Raw genomic sequence first — 13,578 nt, forward strand, 5'->3', positions numbered from 1 at the left:
GCTATCGCAAGCCATTAGTGATACCGCACCGGCCGCCGGTGAGATTCGTTACCGCCCGGTAGGCAGTACGAGATCCGGAGTCACACGCCCGAAGCTACGGGCCAGGATCGGGCTTCGTCGCGCTGCCGGAGTAGCGGACTCGGCCCTGAACCTGGCAACCTGAGGTGGAGTCTGAGGCTGAGCAAGATCGGTCAAGCGATTCGGTGGCCACATTGGCAGACTCGTCGTGTGGCCAAGACCGGACGAGATCGACTACGCGAACTGCTCGACGCGGCGCTGGACGAGAACAACGCCACGCTCGGTGCGATGGCGGCTGATGCATTCGTTTCGCCGTTCCATTTCACCCGGCAGTTCTCGCGCGCCACCGGCGAGCCGCCGGTGGCGTTGAAACGGCGGGTGCTGCTGGAGCGGGCGGTGTGGGAGCTGTCGACGGGTAAGTCGGTGACCGACGTCGCGTTCGGGGCCGGATACGACTCGGTGGAAGGTTTCAGCCGCGCGTTCAGCGCCGCCTTCGGGCATCCGCCGAGCCTGACTCCCGCGGACGAGCGACGACGATGGTTGCCCACGAGCAACGGCATCCACTTTCACCCGCCCATGTCGCTGTGGGTGACGAATGCGCCGAACGAACAGGTCGTGGCGGATCCCACGACCCTGCTGATCCGTCACGATATCGACGACACCCGCGAACTTCTCAGTGTGGCAGCACAACTCGACGAATCGCAGTACCGGTGCGTGCGATTTCCGGGCCTGCTGGTGGAATCCTTCCGGGGCCCGGAGGAATCCATTGCGACCGTGCTCGCCCATCTCATCGAGTCGAAGGAGGTGTGGCTGGCCGCGATCGACGGCGAGGACATCCCGACGGCCGCCGGCGACGCTCTCCCGGAATTGGTGAAACGCCATGAGCGCGTAGCGGTTCGGTGGCTGGACACTATCCGCGATCTCACCCGGCGTGGCGGGTGGGACGACACTCTGATCGATGCGCTGTGCGAGCCGCCGCAGAGCTTCGTCATCGGCAGCGTGATCGCCCACGTCCTCAGCTACTCCACCCACCGCAGGTATCTCGTACGACATTGGCTGCGAACCGAGTTATCCATCGCCGGAACCGAAATCGGAGACGGCGATCCCATCGAATGGCTACACCAGAGAGGATGACGTGACCTTCAAGACCGTCTACCACACCGCTACCAGCCTCGACGGCTTCCTGGCGACCCCCGACCACAACCTGGATTGGCTACTGTCCCGGCAGGTCGACTGGGACGGCCCGCTGGGACTGAACCGATTCACGGCCGGTGCGGGTGCGATCGCCATGGGCTCGAGCACCTATCGATGGATCAATGAGAATTCCACCGAGCCCTGGCCTTACACCATGCCGACCTGGGTGTTCACCCATCACGAGCTCCCATCCTTCGACGACGGCCGCGACGTCCGATCGACCTCGAAGCCGGTGGCGGTCGTACACAAGGAGATGGCCGCGGCCGCCGACGGCAAAGACCTCTGGCTGATGGGCGGCGGCGAGCTCGTCGGCCAATTCGCCGATCAGGGCCTGCTGGACGAAATCATCGTTTCCATCGCCCCCGTCACGCTGGGCGCGGGCGCCCCTCTGCTCCCCCGCCGTCTCGAACTGAAGACCGAGGAGGTCGCTCACAACGGCGAATTCGCCTGCGTGCGTTACTCGGTCGTGCACTGACACCCAGCCTACGCCTCATCGTTTCCGACAATTCCCACCACGACATCACGCATAGATCCCCGCCCTACTGCGGCGGGTTCGTGTCATATCAGCTCCTGCTCGGGCCGGGATCCCGCGCACGAGGCCCTGCGGTGTGCCGGGTTCAGCCCTTCTGCTGCAGGCGTTCAGCGAGGTCCGGTTCCTGCCGGAGACGATCCTGCTTCGCGGACCACCGGCTCGAAATGCGGCAGTGGGCTCAGCGCAGGCGACAGCGTGCCGGGTGGGCGCACGGAAGCGGCAAGGGTGTGGCATGCTGGTGGATGAGGACGGGTTGTTGCACTGATCGCCCGGCTCACAACAGGAAGTAAAACAAACAGTATGTCGCAAGGCAGTGTCAAGTGGTTCAACGGCGAAAAGGGCTTTGGATTCATCGCCCAGGACGACGGCGGACCGGACCTTTTTGTCCACTATTCCGCGATTTCCGGCTCCGGCTTCAAATCCCTGGATGAAGGACAGCGCGTCGAGTTCGAGATCGGCCAGGGCCAGAAGGGCCCGCAGGCTCAGAGCGTCCGCGCCATCTAGGAGCTGATGACGACGAAACCCGCGCTACCGGCGCGGGTTTCGTGGTTTCTGTCGTTGTTGCGCACTCACCCAGAGTTGACGGCAGCCCGGTACACGTATTTCGCGACCCGCACATTTCATGTTTGACCAAATCGGCTGTGCCGATGAGGGTTTCATCTTCGCAGCACGAGCCGAGTGCGTGGAGAACCTCGAGCCGAGCCACAAACATCTGCCATGGCCAGCGGGACCGAACGCGGCGAGCCCGTAGCCGCGCGCCTCCGCCGCAGCTCAGACCCCGCGCACAACAGCCGAACCCCCCGAAGGCTCGAACTCGGAATCCGTTCGGCAGCCGTAGCCGAAGGATCGGTCGGGCATACGCCCCCCGCGAGGCCGCATCCGCTTTCACCCACACTCTCGGTGCGGTGAACCGATGTGCCGCGGCGCGGCAGCGAGTAGCGTCGACAACATCAGCGACGATCTGGGATTTCGGCGTCGAAGGCGTCGGCACGGATCGCGCTCGGCCTCGGGTGGAGGCATCAGGCATCCAGTTGAGGACTACCTACAAGGAGTCTTGTTGACCTCGGTCCGAAACACCCGCCTTGTCGATGACCAAAGCGGTTTCGCGAACATGCGAGCGGCCGAAAGGACGTTCCGTATCCAGCAGGATATTCTGGCCGCGAAAGTAGTTGCGGGACATTCTCGGAACACTGCCGACTGTGCGCAACTACTGGCCATGCTCGGCCTCGATATCGCCGAATCGAGCTGACATCCAACCTGAACCCGGCCACAGCACGGCATCCTCGCCGCGAGGACCCGGACGAGTTCGACCCACATCTCCGGACGCTGTCGGCGCCGGAATACTCTTGCGCAACAAGGAATGCGTCGATGCTTCGCATCAGAGCAACGGTGCGCCACCGGCCCCCGCCGGTGGCTACCGCAGTGAAGGTCGCAAGGCGGCATTCCCTACCGCATGCTGCTGCCGGGCTGGCTGGTAGGTGCACTGCTGAAGGAGAAACGGCAGGTTGGGCCAACCTCGGACGACCTACCCATCCTGCAAGGTCCTGCGCCTCGCGACCGGCCGGCTGGATGCAAGGAGCCCCCGACAGCGCTGGGAGTTTTCATAGGTGCGACCGCGGCGATGGAAGTCCATCACCAGGTACGGCCGGCCGGAGGCCGTCGTACCGACGTCGTGGATCGTGACGACGTTCGGATGTCCGGATAGGCGGCCCATCGCGCGCTGCTCACGGACGAATCGCTGGAGATCGTCCCCTCCGGCCGTCAGCATCTTCACCGCTACCGTTCGGTCCAGGCCCGGCTGCCGACACCGATAAACGATTCCGAATCCACCCCGCCCGATCTCGTGGACATCCTCGAATCCGGCGGCGAGCAATTCGGACGCTATGGGAATTGCCGTGTTCCGCTGTGTCGGAAACGGGTGGATCGCACTCATCGGCCGCCCCTCGTCCCGACTTGGGCATTGCGCACCAATCATAGCTCTGAGATGGGGCGCACATGTTCGGCCGGACAGTTCTTCGATGCCCGCAACACCCGGAAAACCCCGTGGTCAGCGCGGGGGCCACGGCCATCTCGTTCCCGAGGAAGCCCTGTGCGACGGTTTCGCCGATCGGCAAGCGGTCGCGGGAGAAGATGGCGGCTTCGGGCATCCGTGTACTCCTCTGTGAGTTGAGCGCTTACTTACCGCTACCCTCTCGTACCGAGGCAGCCCCAGGCATCCGCCGACTGGGCACCCTTTCGAATGACTCACATCACTTCGCTGTGGATGTCTCCGACGGCCCGTGCGGCACCGCCTGCTCGTACTCGCACCTCGAGCCGACAGTCCGTTACCGGCCTGGACGCCGTAGGATTCGCCTGGTCAAGCTCAAGGGCGTCGTGGTCGTTCGACACTCATCAGAAAGCCGAATGCCTCGTGCTGGGCACTGAATCCGACACTCCACTCCTCATCGTTTCCATGATTTACGGAGCGCACACGTATCACCGCCGCCCTGGACCGTAGATGTCGCGGGCGAGCGCCGTCTGCCATACTGTATGTCGTCGTGATCACTACCTTGGCCGTAGAAAATTACCGCTCTCTACGGCGCCTGACCGTTCCATTGACGAAGCTCACTCTGGTAACGGGCGCGAATGGCAGTGGGAAATCCAGCTTGTATCGGTCGCTGCGATTGCTGTCCGAGACAGCGCGAAGCAACGCGGTCGCTGCCCTGGCCCGTGAGGGTGGACTGGATTCGACACTGTGGGCCGGCCCGCGTGTCGTCGGTCGCAGACAAGCTAGAGGAAACAATCTCAAAATTGGGCAGGCAACCGATCCCGTCGCTCTGCGGCTGGGATTCTCAGGTGACGATTTCGGCTATACGATCGAGTTCGGACTACCGATGCTGGATTCGACGTCGATGTTCAGTCGCGACCCCGAAATAAAATGCGAATCCGTCTGGTACGGGCCGATACTGCGGCCGACCACTTCCTTGGTAGAACGGAACAACGGCGTCGTGTCGGTGCGGGGAGAGCACGGCGACTGGAAAATGCTTCCACACATGCTCCGCAGCTACGACAGCATGCTGACCGAGCTGTCCGACCCCGCAACCACTCCGGAGCTGTTCCGGGTGCGCGACATGATCCGATCATGGCGCTTCTACGATCACTTCCGCACCGACACCGGCGCCGCCGCCCGTGGCAGCCACATCGGCACCCGGACTCCTGTACTCAGCGGCGACGGCGCCGACCTCGCCGCAGCACTACGCACGATCTACGAGAACGGGGACCGCAACGCCCTGGCCGAGACCATCGACCGGGCTTTCCCCGGTAGCCGGGTGGAGTTCGCCGGAACAGCTGGACGTGTGGAGATTTTGCTGCACCAGCCCGGTCTCAGCCGTCCCCTGAGCGTCGCGGAGTTGTCCGACGGCACCCTGCGCTATCTGCTGCTGGTGGCAGCCCTACTGACACTCCGTCCGCCGCAGCTCCTAGTGCTGAACGAACCCGAGTCCAGCTTGCATCCTGATCTGCTGGCACCCCTGGGAGCACTCATCGCCGATGCCGCCCAGCGCACACAGGTCATCGTCGTCTCTCATGCCCGGCAGCTGGTCGCCGCCACCATCGATGCGGCCGAAGAAGCCGACATCGAGCTGTCGCTCATCCAGCTGAGGAAGGACGATTCCGGGGAGACGCTCGTCGACGGTCAAGGCTTCTTGGACGAACCCGCGTGGTACTGGCCGAAAAGATAGCGTAGGAAGGATTTCTCTACGCTATCGGCGCCTAGTCCTTCTTCATCTGCTCGTAGAGCAACCGAAACCGCCTCCTACCTGCGGAAATAGACGGAAGATCCGGACCTTGACCTGCGACAACACCGCCCAAAGCGACCCAAGGACCACCCATTGATTCCTACCGAATCCCAGCGTTCCGGCATCCAAAATGACACCGAATCTGACAGTCCACGCCTCATCGTTTCCCAACGAGTCCCGCTACGACATCACCTATAGATCGATCAACCACCTACCGCTGGGCTAGCTTCGAGTTACATCCGCGCACAGCTCTGAGAGGCCAAAGGACATGAGGCACGCGAGCACCACTGCACGTTAGCGCCTTAGAACCAGTGACCTCCTCCGTAGCAGGGAACTCCGAGACGCGCCCGCCGGTCCAATTCGAGCCGGACGGTCCACCAGGTCGCTCCGTGTCCCGCCGATGTCGTTGTGCCTCAGCCGGTCCTGGCTCCCGGTGGCGGACATCAGGTACGCGTAGACGTAAGGCCGTTGCGAGTCAGCTTGTCCACCTTAGGTTTCAGCGATCAGAGTGCGTGACGCAGGGCGACCCGCTCGGCGAGCCCGGGACGTTCCGCTGGCTCACTTCTGTTGAGGCTGAACGCTACTCGAGGCCAACTGATCATTGCCGGCTGCGGCGAACGGGGCTTGACGCTCGCGTGGGCGCGCCCCTATCGTAAATCGAGACAGATCGGTCTTGATATCGGCCCTATGAAGGCGAGAAACTCATGATTGTGCAGGCCCTGACCAGGGGGGAAGCCGTCGAGATCGTCGAACGGTTGGCAGCGGCGAAGAGTCGGCAGGACGTGGTCGCGACGATGGCGGTGTATCACCCGGACGCCGTACTCGAATCCCCTTCGCTCGGTTCCCGTTACGTCGGGGCCCAGGTCGAGGGCGCGATCACGCAGTGGTTCGCCTTCGCGCCCGACTACGAGGTCCGGCTGGACGGGCACGGGCTCGATGGTGAGACGCTGTGCTGCTGGGGCGAGATCGCGTTCACTCCGGCGTTTACCTTCGGCGGCGCGGCACCTAACGGCAACCGGGTATCCGTACCGGTGTTCATACTGTTCCGATTCCACGACGGCCGCGTGAGCTGGGAAAGCTTCCACTTCGACGTCGCCGGTGTGGCACGCCAGTGCGGCGTCGACGTGACCGCCCTGGTGCGGGCGTCATGATCGTCGGCGCACGCCGGCCGAGCAGCTCGACGATGCGTGCGGCGCGGCACGAGCAATGGGGATCGCCACTCGAGATCGGCGACGTCGCACGGCCGGAGCCGGCCGCCGGCGAAATCCGCATCGCGATGCGAGCCACCAGTGTGAACCCGATCGACATGCATACCGGCGCGAATTCCGGCTACGAGCAGTCCATGCGATTGCCGTGCATCCCCGGATGGGACGTCGCCGGTGTGGTGGACGCGGTGGGTTACGGGGTGACCCGCTATGCCGTGGGCGACCGCCTCTACGGTCTGGCCTGGTTTCCCTACCCCGCAGGCACTTACGCCGAGTACACGACGGTTCCCGCCTACCAGCTGGTGCCGATGCCGAAGTCGGTGTCCTTCGCGGAAGCGGCGTGCCTGCCGATGGCCGCGGTGACCGCGTGGCAGATGCTCGACGCCGTCGGGCCACTCGCCGGCCGGCACGTGCTGGTCAGCGGGGCGTCCGGCGGCGTGGGTCACCTCGCGGTGCAACTGGCGGTCGCGCGCGGCGCCACGGTCACCGCCCTGGCACGCCTCGATCACCATGTGACACTGCGCGATCTGGGCGCGCACGCGTGCGTGGACTACACCGATCCCGGCGCGGTCACCGCGATCGGAAAGGTCGACGCGGCAATCGATCTGGTGGGATACGAATTCGGTGCGTCGCTGTTCGACCGTGTGACAACCGGCGGCACGATCGCGCTGGCGACCGCGTGGTCGATCGAGGGATACCGGGCCGTCGCGCCGGAGCGCGGTATCCGCGCGGCCTCCTGTTTGGTGGAACCCGACCCGATGGCACTCACGGCGATCGCGGAGCTGGTCGATTCGGGCGCGGTGCGGGTCGTCGTCGGCGCCGAGTTCGAGCTCGCCCACGCCGCCGCTGCCCAGCAATGGGTCCGAGACCGGCGCGGCTTCGGCAAGGCCGCGATCGTGGTGCACCCGCCGGAGCCCGCATGAGCGACAAGCCCAAGCAGCTCCGCGGTATCGCGGTGCGCGACAAGCTCGTCGGCATCGCGACCCAGCTCTTCTACGACAATGGGGTGCGCGCGGTCGGTGTCGACGAGGTCGTCCGCCGGTCGGGGATGGCGAAGGCGAGCCTGTATCGCTGGTTCCCCACCAAGGACGACCTCGTGCTCGCGGTACTGCAGCAGCGCGACGAAGACTTCTGGGCAGCGTGGGAGCGGACCGCGCAGCGCTGCACCGACGCTCGCGCCGAGCTCGACGCGCACCTCGACTGGGTCCAGGAGCTGGCCACGCGTGAGGGCTACCGCGGCTGCGCTTTCGTCAACACGGCCGCGGAATTCGGTGGTGCGCAATCGGATCGGATCCGGGAGCGTTGCGCGGAGCACGAACGCGAGCTCGCGTGCCGGCTACGCGCGCTGACCGCACGGCTCGGCGTCGGCGACCACGACCGTCTTGCCGATGAGCTCCATCTTGCGATCGTCGGCGCCTTCGCGGTCGGCGGGATCTATCCGAGCGGTGGGCCGGCGATCCGGCTCCGGGCATTGGCCGAGGATCTGATAACCCGATCGACCGTGGATACAGCGTGATCAGGACTTCGGGGGCGGTCGCCGGACTCCCCGACGCTCCTCGACTCTCGGTGCGAGCACCAGTCGCGACGGCTGTCTCCAGATGTCCGCACTGTACCGACGGAACCTTGCGACCGGCCCTTCTCCGCAACCGTCGGTGGCGAGCGTCCGGCAACCGTGCAGAGTGCATGCTCCGCGGGGACCAGGGGGATACTCTGGCTAGTGTGCCGTGACTGGCAAGTTACGAGTTACCGATGGCCGAGGACGATTCACTCCGAACCCAGCGTGATGTCGGTGTCGACGTCATCACGGAGCTGAGCGCGGCCGGATTCGAGGACGCCGAAGAGATCGGGCGGGGTGGATTCGGTGTCGTGTACCGGTGCACCCAGATCGTCCCGGGCCGCACGGTGGCGGTGAAGGTGCTCACCGGCGAACTGGAGGACAATCGGCAACGCTTCTTCCGCGAACAACATGCGATGGGGCTGCTCACCGGGCACCCGAACATCGTCAGCCTGCTCGAGGTCGGAGAGACCGGGACGGGTCGCCCCTATCTGGTGATGCCCTATCACGCCCGTGGCTCCCTGGACGATCGCATCCGGCACGACGGTCCGCTGCCCCTCAGGGACGCGCTGCGTCTCGGGGTGAAGACCGCGGGGGCACTGGAAGCCGCGCACCGGGTCGGGATTGTGCACCGTGACGTCAAACCGGCGAACATCCTGCTGACCGACTACGACGAACCGGCGTTGACGGACTTCGGGATCGCGCACATCACAGGCGGATTCGTGACGACCTCGAGTGTGATCACCGGGACGCCCGCCTACACCGCGCCCGAGGTCGTCGGCGGGCAGCCACCGAGTGCAGCCTCGGATGTGTACGGGCTGGCTGCCACGTTGTTCTGCGCGCTCACCGGGCACGCCGCGTTCGAACGCCGCAGCGGTGAGCAGATCGTGGCGCAATTCGTGCGCATCACCACACACCCGATCCCCGACCTGCGGGACTCGGGTATCCCGGCAGACATGTGCGCGACGATCGAGGCCGCGATGGCTCGTGACCCACAAGTGCGGCCGACTGCGGCGGGGCTGGGCCGGCAGTTGCGGCGGATTCAGCTCGACCACGGTTCGGTTGCCGACGAGATGGCCCTGCCGATCGAGTCCGGGACGGCACCGCAATCGCCGACGAGTTCGGAAGATGTTGCAGCACAGCTTGATTCGATATCTTACCCGGGCAGCCTGCGCGCGGGAACGGACAACCTGCCACTCGAACTGACCAGCTTCGTCAGCCGCCGGACCGAACTGTCCGAGCTGGAGCAGCTGCTGTCCCGGTCGCGTCTGGTGACATTGACCGGGTTCGGCGGTGTCGGCAAGTCCCGGCTCGCACTGCGGGTCGCGCACGCCGTGCGGCAGACGTTCGCGAACGGGGCGTGGCTGATCGAGTTGGGCGAGCTGCGCGACGACGCGGCGCTGCCCGATATCGTGGCCGCTGCCTTCGGAGTGCGTGACCACGGCCCCGGTTCCACCCTGGACGCGTTGATCGAACTGCTGGCGCCGCACGATCTGCTCGTGGTGCTGGACGACTGCGAGCACATGATCGAGGCGGTCACGCGGCTGTCCGAATCGCTCATCCGACACTGCCCAGGCCTGCGGATCCTGGCCACCAGCCGCGAGGCGTTCGGTATCGGCGCGGAGACCGTGTATCCGGTAGCACCGCTGGACATTCCCGATCCGGCCACCGAACCGACGGTGGCGCGCTCCGACGCGGTCGCCCTGTTCGCCGACCGCGCTGCCGCGGCAGTCCCGGGCTTCGAGGTGACAGACGACAATCGACTGTGTGTCGCCCGGATATGTGCGCGGCTCGACGGTCTGCCGTTGGCGATCGAGCTGGCCGCGGCCCGCGTGCGGACGATGTCCCTCGAACAGATCCTGACCCGGCTGAACGACCGGTACGCACTGCTTGCCCGGGGCAGCCGAGACGCCCCGCGGCGGCAGCGGACGATGCGGTACTGCATCGACTGGAGCTACGACCTGTGCAGACCGGAAGAACAGCGGTTATGGAGCCGATTGTCGGTATTCGCCGGCAGCTTCGAAGCCGATGCGGCCGTGCGCGTGTGCTCCGATGACATGACGGAGCTGGGGTTGCACGATGTGCTGTCGGCCCTGGTGGACAAGTCCATCGTCGTCCGCAACGAGGTCGCCGGCTCCGTCCGCTTCCGGATGCTGGAAACGGTGCGGGACTTCGGCCTCGCGAAGGCCGCGGAGTCCGGCGAATACCCGGATCTGTGTCGGCGGCACCGGGACTGGTGCGCGGGATTGGCGCGCGACGCGGAAGCGCAGTGGATCGGGCCGCGGCAGCAGGAGTGGGTCGATCGGCTGGAGCGAGAATTGCCGAACCTGTGGAAAGCGCTGGAGTTCAGCATGTCCGAGTCCGGTGACGACGGACTGCGGATCGTCACGTCCTTGTATCTCTTCTGGTTGTTGCGTGGGCGGCTCGGTGAGGGGCGCCGCTGGTACGAGCGCGCGCTCGCCCGGTCGGCCGGTGGCCTGGTGCGGGATCGAGCCAAAGCGCTGTATGCGGTCGGCGCGATCGCGGCGCTGCAAGGTGACCTGCCGATCGCCGCCGAGCGGGTGGCCGAGCTCCGGGCGCTGAGCGAGCAGACAACCGACCCGCTGGTCACCGCGCTGCTGGCCAACGCTGAAGCGAACTACGCGTTCGCCGACGGCGTCAGCGATCCGGCTCGCACCGTCGCGCCCCTGGCCTACGCCGTCCACGTATACGAGCGGTGCGGTGATCCGACCATGCAGGTGGACGCGCGGATCGCGCTCGGATGGGCCTACGCGATCACCGGAGACCTCCCCCGCGCGCTCGCCTGTCACGGCCAGGCGCTCGACCAGACCGAGTCCGCGGGTGAAACGATCTATCGGTCGTGGGCGTTGTGGGGTACCGGATTCGCTGTGTGGCGCAGCGGCGAACCCGACCGCGCCACGCACGCGCTGCTGGCGGGTATTCGACTCGCGCACGCGGTGACCGATCCGCTCGTGGTCGCGGGTTGTCTGGATGTCCTGTCCTGGATCGCGGCCGAAGCGCAGGAGGCCTACCGTGCCGCCGTCCTGATCGGTGCGGCGGATGCGTTGAGCCACCTGGCCGGCTGCTCCGATTCGGTCATGTTCCGCACGTTGCGCGGCTTTCGCCACGGCTGTGAGCGGACCGGTCGCGGGCTGCTCGGTGCGGACGCATTCGACGCGGCGCGCCGGGACGGTGCCGCGCTGGGGCTCGATGCCGCAGTCGGTTTCGCGCTCGGCGACCGATCCGAAGCCCTCGGCGCCGGATGACAGCCGAGCCGATTCCGCGCCGGTAGGAGCTCAGCCGCGCAGGGCGCTGACGAAAATCCCCGGCAGAGCCCGCAGCCGTGGCGTCGCCATGAAGTCGGTGAGCCGGCGCAATGTGGTGGCCTGAGTCCGGTTGGTGACAAACCACGGGGGCTTCGGTGAGAAGGTGAACTCACCATGCAGTACCGATCGTGGCGCCGGCCGGAACGGGCCGCGCACCACACTGCGTTCGGTGTCGCCGAGCAGCAGAGCGTTGTGCACCACGCCGATTCCGCTCTGGATGTCGTCGAGGGTGTGCCCCGGGAACGCGCCCCAGGTCGCCCGGGCGGTCAGGTAGCCGACACCGGTCCAGGCGTTGACGGCCACGGTGCCGTAGCGCAATCGTTCGACCGCCGAGTCGAATTCGGCGTCCAGTTCGCGCAGGGTGCGCGGGTGGGCGATGATGTTGACCCCGAGCGTGCCCTCGAATTCGTCGTTGCACACCGCGACCGCCTCGGTGAGGAATTCGCTTGTCGCGCCGGGCAGTTCGAGCACCCCGAGTACCGGTGAGAAGTATTCGGTGTGCAGGGCCGGCTCACCGCGGGTGGGCACCAGGCCCTCCACCAGCGTGCGGGCACCGATGGGCTGCGCCTGTGTGTAGGTCGACCGGGCGGACCGGACCCGGTCGGCCGAACCCGGGTAGTAGTCGGCGCGCTCCGGAGACCGGGCGATGGCGGCACGCAGTTCGCGCAGGAAGCGCTCCTTCTGCGGCCAGTCCGCGCTGATGACCGCCACCTGCGCGGCGACACAGTTGTAGCCGTTGTTGTGCAGGCGCTGGGTCGCCAGATGCTCGGCCTGGTACCGCAGATCGGCGGCCGACCACCGGCCTGGCAGCACGATCGTGGGCGACACCCCGCCGAGTTCGCTGGTGATCGGCTTGTCCAGCAGCGGAATTCCCGCGGCCTTGCGGGCCAGAGCTGCGGCATCGGTCCCCCAGACGATCGCGTCGTGGGTGGCCGCACTGCCGGTCATGTGCACCGTCGCCACGTCCGGATGGCGGACCAGTGCCGCGCCGACCTCCGCGCCACCGGTCAGGATCCGCACGAATCCGCGCTCGATGGCGGGGGCGAAGATCTGCTCCAGAACCGGCAGCAGCGGGTCGGTGACCGGATTCAGCTTCAGCGCCACCACCCGGTTCTCGGCGATCAACTGGTAGATGACGTCCAGCGGGGCGATGGAGAAGATGTTCCCGGCTCCTAGCACCACCCCGATGCCGTTGGTGCGCTCCGGCGTCCGCAGCCCCAGACCCGCGCGTTGCCGGGCCGTGTCGACGCCGATGCCGGGACGTAGCCAGACCTCGGCCCGGAAACCGTTGAGCAGCAACCATTCATAGGCGCCATGCGGAAAGACCTCGACCGCGATCCGGCCGCCGGGCGCGGTCCGGATCGGGTATCCGTCGACCGGACTGCGGCCCGCCTCGAGCGCCCGTGCGGTCTCGGCCAGCGCGGCCAGCGTGGTGAGCAATGGGTACGGGCCGCTGGACCATTCCTCGCCCAGCAGCGGCGAATCCGCGGGCAGGCCCTTGATCCGGGCGGCGATCTCGACCCATTCCGTGGCGTGCGCGCCGACATTCGCGTGCAGCTGCTCGAGCAGTGCGCGACGGCCGGCGAGATCCGTGCGGGCCCAAGCCCGCTCACCGTCTCGCAATGCCGCGACGGTGTCCTCGATCGAGGTGGCGGTGCTCATCGGAGACCTCCTGCGAAGTCGGCGGCGATCGACACTGCCGCGGCCATTGTCCGGACGTCGAACGACCCGGATCACTGTCGCCGTCCATCGTTGCGGCACCGGCTCGGCCCGCGCCATGTGCCGCGGCCGCGCAGTCGAGCTCCCGCGGATGTGCCCGAGCACACCGGGGGAACTCACCGCGGCGTTCCGCGCCGCGGGCAACCCGTCGACAGCTTGACGTGGCGTGGCGCACGCCACATACTCGATACAGAATTGATATCGACTATAGGAGCCGGCATGTGATTCGCCAGGTATCGCCTGGACCTACATA

The 13,578-nt window shown here is 66.3% G+C and carries 10 protein-coding genes and 1 pseudogene; 9 read left to right on the forward strand and 2 right to left on the reverse strand.

Translation table 11 applies throughout. The features are described 5' to 3' along the window. The first annotated feature begins 228 nt into the window (after nt 1-228). The 4 genes from EBN03_RS23165 to EBN03_RS33820 all read left to right on the forward strand — a co-directional run bounded on the left by EBN03_RS23165 (nt 229) and on the right by EBN03_RS33820 (nt 2,993). Entirely contained in the window at nt 229-1,152 is a 924-nt protein-coding gene (locus EBN03_RS23165; protein ID WP_233608562.1) for a helix-turn-helix domain-containing protein, read from the forward strand. Nucleotide 1,153: 1 nt separating this feature from the next. Then, a complete protein-coding gene (locus tag EBN03_RS23170) occupies nt 1,154-1,687 on the forward strand; it encodes a dihydrofolate reductase family protein (RefSeq protein WP_122190201.1) in 534 nt (177 codons plus the stop codon). Nucleotides 1,688-2,044: 357 nt separating this feature from the next. Next, complete coding sequence (locus EBN03_RS23175; protein ID WP_122190202.1) at nt 2,045-2,248, forward strand: cold-shock protein; 204 nt, start codon at nt 2,045-2,047, stop codon at nt 2,246-2,248. 553 nt (nt 2,249-2,801) lie between these two features. Beyond that, the gene (locus tag EBN03_RS33820) at nt 2,802-2,993 is read left to right on the forward strand and encodes a hypothetical protein (RefSeq protein WP_147471679.1); all 192 of its coding nucleotides are present in this window, start codon (nt 2,802-2,804) and stop codon (nt 2,991-2,993) included. 363 nt (nt 2,994-3,356) lie between these two features. On the opposite strand, the pseudogene EBN03_RS23180 reads toward EBN03_RS33820, so the two are convergent. Continuing rightward, nucleotides 3,357-3,677: pseudogene (locus EBN03_RS23180) on the reverse strand (protein kinase domain-containing protein); the annotation flags it as partial. Between the two features lie 604 nt (nt 3,678-4,281). On the opposite strand from EBN03_RS23180, the gene EBN03_RS23185 reads away from it, so the two are divergent. The 5 genes from EBN03_RS23185 to EBN03_RS23205 all read left to right on the forward strand — a co-directional run bounded on the left by EBN03_RS23185 (nt 4,282) and on the right by EBN03_RS23205 (nt 11,546). Continuing rightward, nucleotides 4,282-5,463 carry an AAA family ATPase gene (locus EBN03_RS23185; protein WP_122190204.1) on the forward strand — a complete coding sequence of 394 codons (1,182 nt, stop codon included), beginning with the start codon at nt 4,282-4,284 and terminating at the stop codon, nt 5,461-5,463. Between the two features lie 767 nt (nt 5,464-6,230). Next, nucleotides 6,231-6,671 carry a nuclear transport factor 2 family protein gene (locus EBN03_RS23190; RefSeq protein ID WP_233608563.1) on the forward strand — a complete coding sequence of 147 codons (441 nt, stop codon included), beginning with the start codon at nt 6,231-6,233 and terminating at the stop codon, nt 6,669-6,671. Next, the gene (locus tag EBN03_RS23195; protein WP_122190206.1) at nt 6,668-7,648 is read left to right on the forward strand and encodes an NADP-dependent oxidoreductase; all 981 of its coding nucleotides are present in this window, start codon (nt 6,668-6,670) and stop codon (nt 7,646-7,648) included. The genes EBN03_RS23190 and EBN03_RS23195 overlap by 4 nt, the downstream gene beginning before the upstream one ends. After that, complete coding sequence (locus EBN03_RS23200; RefSeq protein ID WP_122190207.1) at nt 7,645-8,241, forward strand: TetR/AcrR family transcriptional regulator; 597 nt, start codon at nt 7,645-7,647, stop codon at nt 8,239-8,241. Before EBN03_RS23195 ends, EBN03_RS23200 begins: the two co-directional genes overlap by 4 nt. Before the next feature lie 233 nt (nt 8,242-8,474). Next, nucleotides 8,475-11,546, forward strand: coding sequence for a protein kinase domain-containing protein (locus tag EBN03_RS23205; protein WP_122190208.1), 3,072 nt, complete (start codon nt 8,475-8,477; stop codon nt 11,544-11,546). A gap of 30 nt (nt 11,547-11,576) precedes the next feature. Here the strand turns inward: EBN03_RS23205 and EBN03_RS23210 are convergent, their stop codons facing one another. Beyond that, entirely contained in the window at nt 11,577-13,268 is a 1,692-nt protein-coding gene (locus EBN03_RS23210) for an aldehyde dehydrogenase family protein (RefSeq protein ID WP_122190209.1), read from the reverse strand. Nucleotides 13,269-13,578: the final 310 nt, after the last annotated feature.

Source organism: Nocardia stercoris (assembly GCF_003696265.1).
GTDB classification, from domain to species: Bacteria; Actinomycetota; Actinomycetes; order Mycobacteriales; family Mycobacteriaceae; genus Nocardia; species Nocardia stercoris.